Here is a 17,416-nt window from a genome sequence, read left to right on the forward strand (position 1 = left end):
TGAAATGAGATGTGGAACTGCGGTTCCACATCTCATTTCATTGCTAGCAAATCGGTAATGAGGATAAGCTATAGCACCAGCAGCAACGCTGTATATCCACCGGCTCCAAGAACAAACGACCAGAAGCGACTTTCTCTTTCTTCGGGGAGTTCTTCCTTCAACACGTTGAGCACGACACCTCCTGCAAGAAATGCGAATAGCATTGCGATCGCTGCCTCCGAAAGCTCAGTTGCACTGCCAATCACCCATCCGGCGATGATGGCAGCGGCTAAAATCCAGCGACCGGTATGGTCGTACATTTTTTTGTGGTGTTCACGCAATCCATGATCATTCACAACAAAATGTAGGGCCATGGCGATCGCAAAGAACAACAGGCTCATCAGCCCTGGCACTTCCCGATGGACTAGAAGATAACCGATGAGCATGTTATAGGCTGTAAAAGACGCTATGTGAAGCCAGAACACTCCGGCACTGGTGGTGTCGCCATGGCCTGTATCACGATTGCGCCGCCGCGATACTTTAGCCACGCGTTCTAACCCATAAAAAATAATCAACCCAAGCAACGCGACCAAATAAACGTGATGCTCCAAATAGGCCAGGTTTTCATCCAGGCTGCGTTGAACGGATTCCTGGGCCTCGCTCAAATCTGGCAAGACATGCACAAATACATAGGCAACGGATACACCACTGCCAATCGATAGCCAGCGGCTTCGAGGAACCGTACCCAAGAATCGCAATCGCCCTGAAAAGAGGTGAACGAGAGCCAGGGTTACGGCAAACAGGCCTGTTATAGGAATTAAGTTGATGGAAGCTACTGGAGCTTCGGCCGCGATCGCAAACATGGGTCAAGCCAGGATCCAATTAATCTCTAGCTTGGCTAAATTCCGCGATTAATGAGTCTTCCAATCAGCTGATTTTGCTGCGGTTTCTCATTTAAGCGATGAAATTGGGCAGTCCAAAGCACTGCCTAATTTCATAGTTATTTAATTAGACCGAACATGCGTTTGCATACGCTTCCATTTCTGTGTCAGCACACCCTGGCTAGGGCTGAACAGCAGAGCCAGGATGAAAAAGCTGAACACAACCAGGGCGATCGCCGGACCTGATGGCCAGTCGAAATAATAGCTGGCATACATTCCGATCACAGTCGCGATCGCCCCTAACACACCCCCTAAAATCATCATCAGGTGTAGCTCTTTAACCAGCAGGTAAGCCGCAATCGCAGGCCCGATCATTAACGCAATAACCAGAATTACACCCACCGTATGCATTCCAGCAATGATGGTCATGGTAATTCCGGCCATCAAACCCGTGTTCAGCAGGCTTACCGGAAGTCCCATAGCCTCTGCTCCAGACCGGTCAAAGGTAAAAAAGAGAAGCTCTTTATAAAACAACTTAATGAGCAGCAGCACAACCGCTGCGATCGCCCCTGTGCGCAAAGCATCTACCAACGTAACGCTGAGAATGTCACCAAATAGCAACCCCTCCAGATCCAAGCGGGTACGGAGGGTCGTGAGCAAGAGAATTCCCAGACCAAAAAAGCTGGAAAAGATGAGCGCCATCGCAGCATCCGCCTTGACTCGTGTTTGATGGCGAATCCAATTGATTAAAAAGGTACTGAGTAGACCAGAGATAAAGGCCCCAATTGCCAGCTGCACGTTTAGGAAGTGAGCGATCGCCAAGCCTGGCATGACTGCATGGGCAATCACATCTCCCAACAAGGCCATTCGCAACACAATCAAATAACTACCCACTACCGGGCAGAGGAAACCAACTAAGACCCCTACCAGAAGCGCGTTTCGCATGAATTCATAAGCGAAGGGGTCAAGCAGCAGGTTTAGCATTGCAGAAACGATTGCCCTTAGACGAGGTTCGAATACGGTAAAGGCAAATGGACATTCGCCTGATTAAGTTTTGCAGAGGCGGCCAACCGACCTCCAGAGTTAACAGAACAAAAAAGCTTCTTCCGCTCGCTGAGCAGGAGTCAAATTAGAACCATAGGCCCGCTGAATGTTTTCCAGGGTCATCACTTGATCAGGATGATCGTTGGCCAGTAGCTGGCGGTTGAGGAGCAGGAGGCGATCGTATCGACGCAACGCATCACCCCACTCGTGGCTGCACACCAGCAAGGTTTTACCCAAACTCTTCAGCTCGTCAAACACACGAAGCATGATCGCCTCGGTTTTACGATCAATGCCCGTGAAAGGCTCGTCAAAGAAAAACAAATCAGCCTCTTGGGCCAGGGCTCGGGCGAGGAAAACACGCTGTTGCTGCCCACCCGAAAGCTCACCAATTTGGCGGTTACGCAGCTGCAACATTTCCACCCGATCTAGCGCTTCCAGGGCGCGCCGTTGGGCTGACGGGCTGGGAGAACGAAACCATCCTAGAGACGGCGTTTGAGCCATCATCACTACGTTCCAGGCTGTGATGGGATAATCCCAATCAATTTGCGATCGCTGGGGCACATAGGCGATCCGATGCCGCAGTCGTCGTACTGGATGCTCATGAAACAAAATTTGCCCGTCGTTGACCGGAATCAGCCCAAGAAGCGCCTTTAGCAGCGTGCTTTTACCGGCACCATTGGGACCAATCAGCCCTACCAGCTCACCGGGATGCAGCTTGAACTGTACGTTTTCAAGCGCCTGAACGCTTCGATAGTTGACAGACAAATTTTGAACTTCTAACATGAACCCGAGTTGGGATGAGAATCATTCTCACAAGATCATAGCAGACCCTCTCGGAAGCGGCAAAGATCATGCAGCACTTCTTATATCGGCCCGCCCAAGCCTGGAAATGGACAGCGATCGCGCTCATCGTGACTCTAGCCACCAGTTGCACGCCAACCTCCAGCACGTCCGGAGAAGCCGCGTCCTCCACTCAAGAGGATCGCCCTGATGTCGTTGCGAGCTCAAGCGTTGTCTGCGATTTAGTCCAGCAACTCGCCCAGGATACGATTCAGCTCACCTGTCTGATTGACCCGGGACAAGACCCCCATACTTACGAGCCGACGCCTTCTGACCGCCGTGCCATTGATGATGCCGACTTGATTCTTTACGAGGGGTACAACTACGCCCCTGACATTATTCGACTGGTGACATCAACCACCAACTCGGCTCCGAAAGTGGCGGTTTATGAAGAAGCCGTACCCAAACCCTTGATGGGTCAGGGTCATGACCATGAGCATGAGGCAGACGAACCAGGCCACGCAGAAGCCGAAGACGAGCATGGTCATGAAACTGACACAGCAAACGCTGGAGACGTTGAAACCCCAGACCCGCACGTTTGGCACGACGCCGAGAATGGGGTGGCTATCGTCAAGGTGCTTGAAGAAAACCTGGCAGCGATCGCCCCAACCCATGCCGCTCAGTACGAAGCCAATGCCGCTAAGCTGACGGAGCAATTGTCAGGAATTCATACCTGGATTAAAGCGCAAGTCAGCACAGTTCCCCCAGCAAATCGCAAATTAGTGACGCCTCACGATGCGTTTCACTATTTCGCAGCCGCCTATGGCTTTTCTGTGGGAGGAACCTTAAGTGGCCTCAGCACATCTGAAGAGGTCGCCGCAGGAAATCTGACAGACCTGGTGGATGAGGTGAAATCGGCAGGTGTCCCAGCCATTTTTGCTGAAGCAACCACCAATCCTAAAAGCATCGAGGCGATCGCCCGAAACGCCGGAGTCACCGTTGCCCCTCAACCCCTCTATGTCGAAGGCCCAACCGGTCCCAACACAGCCGTAGATCATTATCAGACCATGTTGGTGACCAATACCTGCACCATCGTCAACGCGCTTGGAGGAACCTGTAAGCCCGAAGATGCACCTGCAGTACCCTAGAGGCTGGTTGAAAAGGTATCTACTTATAAGAAACTGAAAATTAGCGGTTTCAATTTCGGGCGATCGCAATCTCAAGCAAAAGGCAGATCCAATCTCCCTACGCATTCGGCAAAGTATAAGAGAGGGGTAAGAATTTCAATTCTGGCGTGTTCAACGGAACAGCTTGTTGAGTGGACTCCTAAATCCTAAATAACAGGCTTTCACAGAACTTGAGCAGGTACTGAAAACACTAATTTTCCGTAGATCCAGATCTGCGGAAAATTAGTTCTTATATGGGATTTTCTCAAGCAACTTCTGAAAAGTTTTTGTGGTGGTGTTGATTTTTCCTGCATAAACCACGCCAAATTAGCATCCTAAAAACTTTTTCACAGTTATGAAAAAGGGAGATCAAAATGAGCACTTCCATTGATACAACACAGCATCAAAACTACTTACAAAATGCTGAAACAGAATTTTCTCGCCTGAGCCAACAAGTGGATGCCTATCGTAAGCGAGCACAACATGCCAAAGCAACATTCTCAGCCGTATATCAGGTTGAGTTAGAGCATCTATCGGTGAAACGAAATACGGTACAACGGAAGCTACAACGGTTACAACAGGCAAACAATGCTCACTGGAATGAACTGCAACAGGATTTTGAACAAGCCTGGAATGAGTTAAATGATGCTTATTTGAGGGCGATCGCTTCATTTGAGCGTGCATAAAAAAGTAGGTGTGGTGCAAAGCGCCACACCTATCTTTGTTTAGATATCTAAATCTTTTGAATCTTCCGTAGGAAAGTGTTTGGCGTTTGCTGCGATCGCTAACCTCAAAGGGTGGAAGTTGATCCATTACAGCTTCCCTGTCCTCGCCGTCGCGCTGAAGCAACCATCATGACCCAATTTCGCGGACAGACCCAGGCCTTTGGTCAACCTGGCATCGAGCCCCGCTGGACTCAGGGCAATAAGGCGGGTATCGGTACAGCCTACTCAACCTCCAGCCAGGTCTGGTCTACTCTGTGGAATGGAGTCATCACAGAGGTGTATCACCCCACAATTGACTGGCCTCAACTGCGCGATTTGCAGTTTTTAATTACGGATGGCAAAAGCTTTTTTCATGAAGAAAAAGCGCATCTCCATTCTGAAACCAAACGCCTGTGGCAATACGCGTTGGGATACAGTGTCACCAATTCTGACCCTAACGGGCAATATCGCATCACCAAAGAAATTATTGTTGATCCGCACCTGCCGTGTCTGCTTCAACAGACCAGGGTTACGGGTAATTTGCCCGACTTGCGGCTATATCTGCTCTGCGCTCCCCATCTAGAAGTGGGAGGGTGGGGTAACAATGCCCACGTGGTGACTGTGGCAGGGCGTGAACTGCTGGTCGCGGAGAAACAGGGACAGTGGTTAGCGTTGGGAGCAACCTTACCTTTTACCCGTCTTTCCTGCGGTTATGTTGGGCAGAGTGATGGTTGGACAGATTTGCACAACGACTTTCAAATGGATTGGGAATTCGATTGTGCATTAGATGGCAATGTTGCCCTCACTGGAGAGCTTCAGCCCGAAATGGATGTGCCCTTCACGGTTGGATTGGCCTTTGGTGACTGCCTCTCCAAAGCCATCACCGCTTTGCTGCAATCCTTAGATGTGCCCTTTGTGGATCAGCAGAAGCGCTACATGGAACAGTGGGAGCGCCCTTGCCACAATGTGCTGCCCCTGGCTCAGGTCGCAACAGATGGCGGCAACCTTTGCGCCAGCAGCATCAGCACGTTACTGGCCCATGAAGACAAGCGCTACCAGGGGGCAATGATTGCATCTCTAGCGATACCTTGGGGAGAAACAAAAGGCGATCCATCCAGCAAAGGCTCATCTGACCCCCACCAACGGGGCTACCATGCGGTCTGGATTCGAGATCTCGTCCACTGTGCCCTGGGCTTACTGGCCGCTGGAAATCAAGAAACCCCTCTGCGATCGCTCATCTACCTGGCGACCAGTCAGCTCCCCGATGGGAGTTTTGCCCAGGTCACCTGGCTCAATGGTGAACCCCTACAGGATGGCGTGCAGCTCGATCAGGTCGCCTTCCCCATCTTGCTGACCTGGCACCTGCATCAAGAAAAAGCACTGCGGCAGTTCGACCCCTATCCGATGGTGCAACAAGCCGTACGCTACCTGATCAACCATGGCCCCGTCACACAGCAAGATCGTTGGGAACAAAGCGGTGGTTACTCCCCCGCGACGCTGGCGGTAACCATTGCAGCGCTGATTGCAGCAGCCGAGATGATGCGCGATCGCGGCGACCATCAAACGGCCCAATTCGTTGAGGACTATGCTGACTTTTTAGAATCTCACATTGAAGCCTGGACGGTGACTCGCGAGGGTAGCCGGGTACCCGGCATCTCCCGACATTTCGTTCATATTGCCCCGATCGACCCTGCTACCCCTGATGCCATTCCTGACCCCAACCGGGGCATTGTCTTCCTGCCCCATCAAGGCCCCGGCAAGCCCCAGGAGTTGCGAGCCAGCGAAGTGGTCGATGCCGGCTTTTTGGAATTGGTTCGTTATGGCATTCGTCAAGCTGATGACCCACTCATTGTCGATTCATTACGGGTCGTTGATGCAGACCTGAAAGTGGATACGCCCTTTGGTCCCTGCTGGCGACGGTACAGCCATGATGGCTATGGTCAACGGGCCGATGGTAGCCCCTGGCAGGAATGGGGCCAGGGCCGAGCCTGGCCGCTGTTGACAGGAGAACGGGGGCATTATGCGATCGCGGCCCACCAGGACCCTCAACCCTACATCTCTGCAATGGAAGGCTTTGCCTCATCCACAGGTCTCCTGCCCGAACAAATTTGGGATGCCCCTGATCTACCCGAAGCCCACATGTATCTAGGTGGCCCTACAGGTTCAGCGATGCCCCTGGCCTGGGCTCACGCAGAGTATTTGACGTTGCTTCGCTCAACGATGGATGGTCAGGTATTCAACTTCATTCCCGCAGTGGCTCAGCGGTACGGTAGCCAGGAGGGACGCCCCAGAGCACCCCAGATTTGGAGCACCCATTTTCAAATGGCAGAGGTTACCCAGCAAGAACTACTGCGCATCCAGGCTTCACGCCCGTTCCGTCTGCGCTGCACCTATTCCGACTGGGACGATACCCACGACACGACTGCAAAGCCCACCGACCTTGGCGTTCATTATGTCGATATCCCCGTGCCGTGCGGTCAGAAAAAGCCCATCCGCTTTACCTTCTACTGGTTGGATACGGAGCAATGGGAAGGACGCGATTTTCAAGTCAACGTTCACACAACCGAAGTTCTCACCCCCACACCCACTATGATTCAGCAAAACAGCACCCCCGAAATTCGTCTAGAGGCGCTCCGCACCTGGAGCATCGATTCTCCGATTGAGGCTATCACTCCCCAGGAGCTACTGCGGGTTCAGGCCCCTCGGCCCTTCCGCCTGCGTTGCACCCATACCGAGTGGGCAGACATTCACGACGCAACTGCAAAGTCTACCCCGGCTGGCATTCATTACGTCGATGTCCCCATCCCCTTCGGCCAGGAAACACCCATCCGTTTCACCTTCTATTGGATCGATACGAACCAGTGGGAGGGGCGGGACTTTCAGGTCAACATTGACCAGGAAGCAAATGTAGCACCCATTTAATCGGTTCTTTAGCAACCCTGCTTTGCACAACCGATGATTAGGTAACTAAAGAGCGAACGAGCTAGAGGAGGGCGATCGCCCTCCTCTAGTTATGTAAGCTGAAGGCCATTAGAGGCGATGGGAGGCTAATCCTCCCATCGCCTCTAATGGCCTAATCAATTTGTAGCCAGCAATACGATGCTGTGGGGTTTTAGAAGAACCGGATGTCCCCCCTGCCGTGCTACTGTGTATCCGTTGAGGAGGTGTTGGCATGAAGCGACTCATTTCCATCGCGGTCAGCCTGGTCATATTGCTGCTGATCTACTGGAAGATTGATTTTGCCGGTCTAGTAAAGGTCTTTCAAGATTGCGATCGCCTCTGGATGCCCGTCAGCCTCGGCATGGTTATCCCTATTACCCTGTTTACGGCCTGGCGCTTGCAGCAATTGATGCCCAGCTCTCCGGATACCACCCGCAATCTTGGGTTTTGGGAGGCCAATAAGCTCATCCTGGCTGCCAGCAGTCTCAATATGGTGTTGCCCTCCAAAATGGGAGACATCGCCAAAGCCTACTTCATGCGCGATCGCGGTCACCTCAGCGGTTCCCTGGCGCTTTCCCTGGTGGTCTTTGAGAAAGCCTGCGACATGCTCTCGTTGCTGCTGTGGTGTGCATTTGGCCTGTTGCTCTACCCCCAAAAGGATGCCTTTTTCTGGGGCATGACCTTATGTGTTGCCCTCGGCCTGGGGCTGGGCCTCATGCTCCTTGGGTCGCCTGCTTTTGCCCAGTTTTTCTTTGGCAAAGCCCATGCTATCGCTCCTAAAAAGCTGAAGCTGAAAATCAACAAGCTCAGCTATTCCTGGAAGGAAATGCATGATTATTTTTGGGGCGATCGCCGCCGATTGCTGATTGTTTCTCTCACCTCGGTCTTTATCTGGTTTCTGCATCTGTTGCAGATCTGGTTCTTCATCCTGGCCCTCAATGCCTGGGCACCGTTCCTGACAAATTTAGCCCTTTCTCCTCTAGCTATTCTGGCTGGGCTTCTACCCCTCACATTCGCTGGGGTGGGTACCCGTGATGCCGCCTTAATTGCCCTTTACCAACCCTACTTTCCAGCAACCGTTGGTGCGGCTCTGGGTTTGTTATGCACCTCACGCTATCTATTACCGGCCGTTGGGGGTCTACCGTTTTTGGGACAGTACATCAAACTTGCCCAGGACGTTCGTACGGCTACAAAATAGTCCCCTTACAATAACAAGCAACTTCATCTGTCTCCCCCTTCCTACAACGTGACTCAAACGTATTCCGGCTCGACGGCATCTCCATCCCGCTTCTCAATCATGGATCTGGCCTATCTCCGTAAGTACATCACGACTGAAGTCAGCCAGTTTCAGCGCTACCTGTGGTTAGGGCTGAGTCTACTGATATCGCTGAGCTACAGCTTACCCGTTATGTTGAGGGCACTGAGTTCTCGCTTCATCATTCAAGATGACGCGCGGCAACATGTCTCCTGGATGCGGCGTTTTCTAGACCCCGACATCTACCCTAACGACCTGATGGCGGACTATTTTCAGTCTGTTGCTCCCTGGGGCTACAGCACGTTCTACCATCTGTTTAGCCAGGTCGGCGTTGATCCGATCGTCCTCAGTAAGCTCTTGCCCCCTATTCTGGCACTGGTCACAACGGTCTACATCTTCTTAGGAACGATGCAGTTTCTGCCGTCTCCTGTTGCGGCCTTCATCTCGGCCACGCTGATGAACCAGAACCTGTGGTTGCGGGATGACATTGTTTCGGCAACGCCCGTTGCGTTTGTGTACCCATTCTTCACCGCATTTTTCTATTACTTGATGCGGCGATCGCTCATCCCCTTCCTGATCTCCCTGGTACTTTTAGGGTTGTTCTACCCCCAGGTAATGTTGATAGCCAGTGGCGTTCTCTGCTTGCGGTTGTTCTCGTTCAAAAATGGACGCTTGGGGTTCGCTCCCTCATCCGATCTACGCTTTTACTTGATGGGATTAGGAACGGTTTTTCTGTTACTGATCCCCTATGCCGTCGAATCGTCACCCTATGGCCCGGTACTAAGCCGTGCCGAAGCGCTCAACATGACAGCTATGGGGCGCAATGGATGGTCACGCTTTTTTGAAAGTTACTTCAGCCGATATTGGATTTGTGGCAAACGTAGTGGTTTTTTGCCCTCTGAATGGTGTGATTTATCGTTCTCGCTGCCCCAGATCGGTCTGGGGTTCCTCCTGCCACTCCTGATCCTTGAACGACAGCGGTTTCCGCTGGCAAAGCGGGTTAGTCCAGAATCCCTAGTGGTGCCTCAAACTCTGGTGGCATCCTTCGGGTTATTCTTGCTGGCCCACATGTTGCTATTTCGGATGCACCTGCCCAATCGTTACGGAGAACATAGCCTACGCATCATCATGGCGTTATCGGCAGGGGTTACCCTTGTCATTCTTGGCGATCGGTTACTGAGTTGGATTCAGAGTCAGGCAAAGCCTAGCCTAAAAATTCGTTCTTTTGGAGCCCTTAGTTTAACAGCACTACTGGTTACAATCCTGTTGGCAAATCCTTACCAGCTCACTTTCGAACGTGAGCGGTTTCCCATCGCTCGTTATGAGAAGGGGCTTTACCCAGAAATTTATGAATTTTTGCTCTCTAAGCCTAAAGACACGCTGATCGCCTCTATTGATAATGAAGTCAACAATATTCCCAGCTTTGCAGAACGCCCCGTGTATGTAGGTGGAGGTGGCTACGTTTTGCCCTACCACAAGGGTTACTTCCAGGAGGCCCAAACGCGATTGCTGGATGTTCTGAATACGCAATACAGCAACAACCTGAACCAAATCAAAAAGATGATTCGGCGTACAGGTATTGATTACTGGCTCATCGACCGTGATTTTGCCACTGTTGATTACCTTCAGAATGAGGTCTTCGCACAGTTTCCGGAGTTCCGCAAACCCCTGAAAGAGCGGATACTTAAGGGGTATCGACCTGCACTAGCGGTGATTAGCAAAAAATGTGTGGTTGCAGAAAGCGCTTCCTCAAAGCACGTTCTGCAACTTCTAAACACTACCTGTTTGCTAAAACAAAGCGCCCCGAAACCAGGCAAACCCCCTCGAGCTACTCCGTAACCTGAGCCCTTACCCCTTGCCCAAACAAAACCAGAGCCTTGATTTCGAAGGTCGAAATCAAGGCTCTGGTTTTTAGCTGAAGAGCGCTAAGTACTAATAGCTAACCTGAGTTCGGGTTAAGGGCGTTTTCGAGTGCCCAAAGCGCACGACAAAATGAGCACTTCAGCTTATCCCGAACTGAGGTTAGCTACAGCCATTTTTGCCTTATGTCCTGGGATTTACTCAGACCGTAACGGTGTAACTGAACTGCTCGCCAAATCTTGTAATTCAAACAGACTTAGCAGGGCATTCCAGTCACCAGCATAGGTAGTACGATTTTGAGCCAGTTGTGTTACAGCTTCGTACCAGAAATCGTTATCTGCGTAGATGGGGTATGGGTCGGCAGTCTCGGTCAGTTGCTGAGCGGCTTCAGGCGAAAGTTGAGCTCGCTCAACCCAACCACTCACTTCCGTCAGATCCTGTTCGCCACCCGAGGGTAAATTGCAGACGATGGTGAAATACCAATTATACGTTTCGCCGGTTTGCAGCGGGGCCTCTGTACTAGGTAACTGAAAGCTGACAAGCCCAGGCGTTTCAGGAAGACTAACGGGGATAGAAATCGATTGCAACACCGGGTTACGATCCTTATCTAACAGCGTGAAGAGCGCCGAGAGGTTTGTGTTGGAAGCTGTAAATGGCGAGTAGAACCAGAAGGTGGGGTAATCTTCAGATGTCTTTCCCAAGTTGCTAGCTGGAATCAATGCCAACAGAGGGCGATCGCCCTCCACGTCCAATGTCTGGCACCCCGACCGAATCGCTCCACCTCGTGCCCTCCCGGAAGCACGACCCACTTCACGATTGCGAGTAAAGAGCGCTTGAATCCGTTCACTCAAGCTTTGAGCTTCCGCTGGAGCAGGTACAACCGGGAACACCATAGCTCCACAAATGATAACGGCGATCGCCCGACCCCACAGGCGGGACGACCTCAAGCAAGTATATAGCGGGCGTTGTACGCGTAACGACGAATTCAGGCGTTTCATGTCTCAGGCTCCTGAGCTGTATTGTCAAATTTTGCGGAGACGATAATTTAAGTACCCTACGACTGCTCCGGCCATGAGTAGAGCGATCGCCGGGGGCACAAGGGGTAGCCAGCCACTGCCAAAGACAAACACAACATAACTAATCCCATATAAGCTGGCTAGAGCTAACCCCAGGCTTAAGGCTAGCAGTTTGACCCGGCTTATTTTCCACACGACCACTCCACCTACACACCCCCAAGCCAGCGTCCACACGGTTTCGAGCCCCAAAGGCCACCACCAGATCAGCGGCCGATTATCCAGCACAGTACTGATCAATTGGCTCGTCTTTTGGCCCTGCAAAATTACCCCAGGCAGTTCCCCAAAAGGAGTATTCCAAAAATCAGCAGCGGTAGAAGATGGTGCCGTAAAACCAACCAAGACAATGCGATCGCGGATCTGCTCAGCAGGCACCTTGCCCTGAATCACATCCTTCAGGCTAACCATGGAAGCAAACCCAGGGGCACTGCCATTATGGGTGCGATAGTTGAGCATGGTTTGGTAGCCCCGTAGTTGATTGTCCATATATTGGTAGGCGGCTCCGGTACCCAGCAGTTGAGGAATGGGGCGATCGCCCAGTACCATGTCTTGCTGATAGGCCGTTCCCTGCGCATTCTCAGGAGAAGTGAACGGCATCCCTTCGGCCTCCAGGTAACGACGAGCTAAGACCAGGCTAAAGGCTTCCTTGGTGTCACACACCCCCATATCACCCGATTGTTGCATCAGGTAATGACGGCGCACATAGCGATCGCCCTGGTCGTCATCCAGTAAGTCGCTGAAGCCGACCTGTTCCCGTTTCACCTCAGGAGGATAGGCGATCGCATCTACCGTCTGGTTACTCCAACCCCGGTAACTACTTTTGCAAACAGTGATCAAATTTGGGGTCTGTGCAAGGAGGCCATTCAGCTCTGGCTCGGCTGCAAAATCGCGATAGAAATCTAGCCCAATCATGCGGGGTTGACCGGGTTCTAATGCCTTCAACATATCGGCCAGCGCACCATCGGGAATGGTACCGCGTCCCGGTTCATACTGGTTCTGCAAAAACTGCAACGTCGGTTCATCCACCCCAATCATTAAAAACCGTTCATCCTGAGGTTCGCTGGGACGGGCCCGCAGGAATGCGTCGTAGGCTGCCAGTTCTACGCCTTGCAACATGCCCATAAATCGGGCGATCGCCACCAGAGCGGTCGCTGCAACGCTCGTAACGGCTACTGTACGCAGTTTGACACGCCGAGACGGAAGCGATTGGCTGGCTGCAATAAACTCTGTTTGCAGTGCAGTAGCGGGGGGCGATTGCGTCGCCGACTGCTCAAACCACCGGGCCGCACCGGCCAGGTCTTTCCCCCGCAGCAAAAAGCTGTTATCCCGCCCCTCCGCCTTCCATTCCATGGCACGCACCTGAAGCCGGGTGTGCATCCGGAGGTATTCCTGGTCTGTATCCAGGCTGGTCATTAATGACCCTAGATTTACCAGAAAATTCGTCTTCTTCGTGAAGTCAATCGCATGGCGGTTGGCGACCGCAGACGGTAGACCATCAGGCTCAACCGCTTGGTAGAAAAGGGGCACAATTCGCTTATTTAACGCCTCCGCATAGGCCAGTTCCTCCTGACAGCGGGGCGATCGCACTGCACTGGGGGACAGCACAATCACAAAGTTATCGGCGGTTTCAATACCGGTTTTCCGCTCTTTCTCAATATCGCTTCCAGAAACGATGGCGTCCTGATCAAACCAGGTGCTCCTACCCTGATCCTGCAGGGCATTGTTCAGCTTGCGGGCAAAGTCAGAATCTACTGGAGAGTAGCTGAGGAATGCTGCTGTAGAAATCTGGGGAGGCTGTTCCAAACTGGTCGCAATGAGCTCCTCCTGCAAAGCAACGGGGGGTTGCAAGTCAGAGCTTTTAGAAGAGGCCAGCCACGCCTTGGCTTTTTGCAAATTGTGTCCCCGCAGCAACAGGCTGGGTTGACGACCCTGTTCGTGCCAGCGTAACGCTCGCACCAGCAACATCTTATGCTGTTCGTGATAAGCCGATTCCTTATTCAATTCACACAACAGCATATCGATCCCCGTCTGGTACTCGGCTGCATCAATTTCCTGGGGTACCAGATGAATCACGGGCAGGGATTTCAAACGATTCAGCACAGAGTTTTCATCTCCAACCCCCAGACGGTTGTAGATGTCAACCATGCCTCGTTTGCGTTGGGCAGATAACGTGGTTGATCGCAACCGAATGGCAATGATGGGCTTATTCAACTCGAAGGCATAGGCCATCTGCTTTAAGCAGTCCTCCGAGTCATTGAAGCTGGGGGAGAGGAAACACACGACGTGATCGGCTCGCTCAATGCCCTGGCGCACATCATTCCAGGGATTAATGCGGCCTCTACGGCTGAGGTCGCTAGCCCAAATAGTGAACCGCTCACGCATCAGGGTTTTGCTAACGCTATCGGCAATGTCGTATTCCTCTGACGTGTGGCAGAGGAATACCTGAGTCATTAAATTATTGGCATTTTTGATGCTTTCACAAATGAACTCGCAATGTAAATCGGTCGGTTCGCAAGGAGGTTGCTCACCCTTAAAGCGATGGGTTAGCCAGAACTCTGCCTCCATGCGCTCCTCTTCCACCAGAAGGTATTGGCTTTGCTTCTGGTGGCGTTCCCATTCCAGCGCTTTGGTTAGCAATACGGTGTGCTGATGCACGTAGTCTTGATGACGGTGGAAAAGGTCGAGTAGGCCTCGGAGCGATCGCTCAAAATCATCCACCCCTTCCCGAAAATAAACCCAGTTAATCTTGCTAATTTCTGGATGCATATTCGAGGAGGAGTGCAACCCCTTTGCTCGGTAAGCATCCCACTCCTCACCCGTGCCTGTGGGATAACGCTCCTGCCAGGTATCGCGGGAAATCTCCTCAACGTGCAGCAGTGGAATAATACGCTTATTTTGCAACACTGCCATTTGAATTTCTTTCAGGCAGTAGGGTGAGTTGACGGCATGGGGCGAAATGATGAACAGGAAGCTATCAGCCTGCTCAATGCCGGTATCAATTTGGGTTTGAAAGTTGACCCCGAGAGGAATGTCGGTCTGATCAAACCAGGCTGTCACGCCTTCCTGTTGCAAGCGCTCATGCAGCCGAATCACGAACTCTTTGCTATCGATCCGTCCGTAGGAGATAAATGCATCCTGGAACTCAGTCATACCGACTCTTTATAGGGGGTTCTGCATCCTGTTGACCATGACTATATCAACAATTATCTAAGCCACGAGAAAAATTACGGAAACAGCAATCTTTGGGGGTGAAGCAGGGTGAGGTTGATATTAGGGGTATTGAGCGATCGCCTAATACCTGCCGCAACAAATCCTAACCATTCTCTATATCAATCCATCAACCTACTTAGGAGATTTCCAGATAAGAACTTCCCCATTATTTGGGAAAAAGGAGCGGCTTCGCCGCGCCTTTTTTCCAAATAATGGGGATATTGTTTCTCAGAAATCTCCTTAAGGTTCAAACAAGCCCCCAACACAGTACAGTATGGTTGCGTCCGTTCCGTCTATCAGGAGATTGCCGTGATTCGGGGTCCTCGTTTTCTGCGCTCTCAACTATTTTTATTTAGACAGAAGATACTGAGCGTACCGCATCCAGAATCTTCTGTCCTCATAAAAATGGCTATGGCTACATCTGGTTTACGAACGGTTCGTCTGGTTATTGCTTTGGGAATTGCCATACCTATTCCTTCCCTGTGGCCTGCGATCGCCACTGCTGCCCCCCAATCCCCAGCCTCACTGTCCACCAGGCCCTTTTCTAATCCGGCTGATATTCGTTCTAAACAACGCGTTACCCCTGACGTCCCAGAGCCATCCCTCCCGACTGACCCCCTCCCCCTGCCTCCCCTTCCCGATGCCCCCCTCCCCCCCCTGCCGCCCCCCAGCGAGTTACTCCCCAGCCCCGCCGAGCAACCGACCTCCCCGGAACTGCCCTCAGATCTACCAGGCACTATTCAAGTCGATCGCTACGAGGTTGTTGGTAGCACCGTCTTTGACGAGGAAGAATTAGAAGCGGTAACACGCCCCTTCACCGGCCCTGAGGTTTCCTTTACCGACCTGTTGCAGGCCCGATCTGCCGTCACTGCCCTCTACACAGACAATGGTTACCTCACGTCTGGGGCTTTCATTCCCCCCCAATCCCTAGAGAACAACGTGGTCAGAATTCAGGTGGTTGAAGGCCGCCTGGAAGACATTAATATCACTGGCAATCGACGGCTAAATGATAGCTACATCCGCAGTCGTCTGCGTCTGGCTGGACGTTCCCCTCTAAATGTGCCCCGCCTGTTAGAAGGGCTGCAACTGCTGCAACTCGACCCTCTGATTGAGACCATCTCCGCTGACCTGCAAGAGGGCGTTGAGCCCGGCACGAACCGACTCGAAGTAGCCGTAGTGGAAGCGGATAGTTTTGACGCAACTCTCACCCTCGATAACAATCGATCGCCCAGTGTTGGTAGCATCCGTCGCCGGATCGCGGTCCAGGAGGGCAACTTGTTAGGGTTTGGCGATCGCATCCGTCTCGAATACACCAACACCGATGGCAGCAACGGCATTGATAGCAGCTACAGCGTCCCCATTAATCCTCGTAACGGCACCGTCCAGCTTTCCCTCGGTTTCACTGACAGCAATGTGATTGAAGAACCCTTTGATGTCCTGGAGATCAACTCTGACTCCAGCTATTTCGAACTGGGAGTGCGCCAACCCGTCTTTCAATCTCCCACAGAGGAAGTGGTACTGGGGCTAACGGCTTCGCGCCAGGCTAGCCAGACGGAACTGGGGATTGAAGACATTGGCCCCTTTCCCCTGTCCCCCGGTGCTGACGAGGAAGGACGTACCCGCGTTTCAGCCCTACGGTTCTACCAGGAGTGGGTGGAGCGCAGCAGCCGTCATGTACTGGCCGCGCGATCGCAATTCAACCTGGGGCTTGATTTGCTGGGCTCTACTGTCAACGAAGATCAACCCGATAGCCGCTTCTTTAGTTGGCGGGGGCAGGGGCAGTGGGTACGTCTGCTAGACAGGGATACTTTGCTACTAGTACGGGGCGATGTGCAACTTACCGGGGATGATCTGCTTTCCCTTGAGCAAATTGGTATGGGTGGCCAGGACACTGTGCGCGGCTATCGCCAGGATACTCTCTTAACCGACAACGGTGCTGTCTTGACAGCGGAGTTACGCTGGCCGGTACTGCGGGTTCCTGAGGTAGACGGCCTGCTGCAAGTGGCCCCTTTCTTCGATGTCGGCCTGGGTTGGAATAACCGCACCGAAGACCCAGATCCCAATTTATTAATGGGGTTAGGACTAGGCTTGCTGTGGCAGATGGGCGACAATTTTACGGCTCGCGTTGACTGGGGCCTTCCATTAACCGATGTCGAGTCACGGGGCGACTCTTTGCAAGAAGAGGGAATCTACTTCTCGATTATCTACACCCCATTCTGATTGCTGATTCAACGTCAGTTAGAAAGGGTGCATCCCACTTTTGCAGATTTGGAAACCCACTTTTGTAAGTGAGGCGGGCTAAGCCCGCCTCACTTACAAAAGTGGGATGCACCCGTTAGAAATAAGCTGAAGCATCCGTTTTTGTATACAGTCTGCGCACGCCAAAGTGTTTTTTCGAGGGATGCGCTTTGCGCATCCCTCGAAAAAAACTTACCCAAACCCAAGTTACATACCTCAATTCGGGATAAGCTCAAAAGTCCATTTTGTAGTGCGCTTCACGCACTACAAAATGGACTTTTTCGAG

General features: G+C 52.2%; 12 protein-coding genes. 6 read left to right on the forward strand and 6 right to left on the reverse strand.

Annotated features, from left to right (window positions below; genetic code table 11):
- Positions 1-68 precede the first annotated feature (68 nt).
- From NDI52_RS25545 to NDI52_RS25555, 3 genes are all read right to left on the reverse strand, one after another.
- Positions 69-842, reverse strand: a complete 774-nt coding sequence (locus NDI52_RS25545) for a hypothetical protein (RefSeq protein ID WP_190772993.1) — start codon at positions 840-842, stop codon at positions 69-71.
- Between the two features lie 141 nt (positions 843-983).
- Entirely contained in the window at positions 984-1,844 is an 861-nt protein-coding gene (locus NDI52_RS25550; RefSeq protein ID WP_190772994.1) for a metal ABC transporter permease, read from the reverse strand.
- A gap of 99 nt (positions 1,845-1,943) precedes the next feature.
- Entirely contained in the window at positions 1,944-2,687 is a 744-nt protein-coding gene (locus NDI52_RS25555; protein WP_190772995.1) for an ABC transporter ATP-binding protein, read from the reverse strand.
- A gap of 68 nt (positions 2,688-2,755) precedes the next feature.
- On the opposite strand from NDI52_RS25555, the gene NDI52_RS25560 reads away from it, so the two are divergent.
- From NDI52_RS25560 to NDI52_RS25570, 3 genes are all read left to right on the forward strand, one after another.
- Entirely contained in the window at positions 2,756-3,832 is a 1,077-nt protein-coding gene (locus tag NDI52_RS25560) for a zinc ABC transporter substrate-binding protein (protein ID WP_190772996.1), read from the forward strand.
- 392 nt (positions 3,833-4,224) lie between these two features.
- The gene (locus NDI52_RS25565; RefSeq protein ID WP_190772997.1) at positions 4,225-4,536 is read left to right on the forward strand and encodes a hypothetical protein; all 312 of its coding nucleotides are present in this window, start codon (positions 4,225-4,227) and stop codon (positions 4,534-4,536) included.
- A 168-nt stretch (positions 4,537-4,704) separates the two neighbouring features.
- On the forward strand, positions 4,705-7,476 hold the full coding sequence (locus NDI52_RS25570) for a glycoside hydrolase family 15 protein (RefSeq protein WP_190772998.1): 2,772 nt from the start codon (positions 4,705-4,707) through the stop codon (positions 7,474-7,476).
- Between the two features lie 108 nt (positions 7,477-7,584).
- Here NDI52_RS25570 and NDI52_RS25575 read toward each other — a convergent pair whose 3' ends face one another.
- The gene (locus tag NDI52_RS25575; protein WP_348256550.1) at positions 7,585-7,728 is read right to left on the reverse strand and encodes a hypothetical protein; all 144 of its coding nucleotides are present in this window, start codon (positions 7,726-7,728) and stop codon (positions 7,585-7,587) included.
- Here NDI52_RS25575 and NDI52_RS25580 point away from each other — a divergent pair.
- Positions 7,727-8,692 (forward strand): lysylphosphatidylglycerol synthase transmembrane domain-containing protein, encoded by a 966-nt coding sequence (locus tag NDI52_RS25580; RefSeq protein ID WP_190772999.1) that lies wholly within the window; start codon positions 7,727-7,729, stop codon positions 8,690-8,692. The genes NDI52_RS25575 and NDI52_RS25580 overlap by 2 nt on opposite strands.
- A gap of 48 nt (positions 8,693-8,740) precedes the next feature.
- Positions 8,741-10,588, forward strand: a complete 1,848-nt coding sequence (locus NDI52_RS25585) for a hypothetical protein (protein WP_190773000.1) — start codon at positions 8,741-8,743, stop codon at positions 10,586-10,588.
- Positions 10,589-10,806: 218 nt separating this feature from the next.
- Here NDI52_RS25585 and NDI52_RS25590 read toward each other — a convergent pair whose 3' ends face one another.
- The gene (locus tag NDI52_RS25590; RefSeq protein WP_190773001.1) at positions 10,807-11,607 is read right to left on the reverse strand and encodes a DUF928 domain-containing protein; all 801 of its coding nucleotides are present in this window, start codon (positions 11,605-11,607) and stop codon (positions 10,807-10,809) included.
- Positions 11,608-11,631: 24 nt separating this feature from the next.
- A complete protein-coding gene (locus NDI52_RS25595) occupies positions 11,632-14,832 on the reverse strand; it encodes a TIR domain-containing protein (RefSeq protein WP_190773002.1) in 3,201 nt (1,066 codons plus the stop codon).
- Between the two features lie 471 nt (positions 14,833-15,303).
- Between NDI52_RS25595 and NDI52_RS25600 the strand changes: the two genes are divergently transcribed.
- On the forward strand, positions 15,304-17,112 hold the full coding sequence (locus NDI52_RS25600) for a ShlB/FhaC/HecB family hemolysin secretion/activation protein (RefSeq protein ID WP_199330831.1): 1,809 nt from the start codon (positions 15,304-15,306) through the stop codon (positions 17,110-17,112).
- The last annotated feature ends 304 nt before the right edge of the window (positions 17,113-17,416 follow it).

Source organism: Leptolyngbya sp. PL-A3 (assembly GCF_039962325.1).
Taxonomy (GTDB): Bacteria; Cyanobacteriota; Cyanobacteriia; order Elainellales; family Elainellaceae; genus Vacuolonema.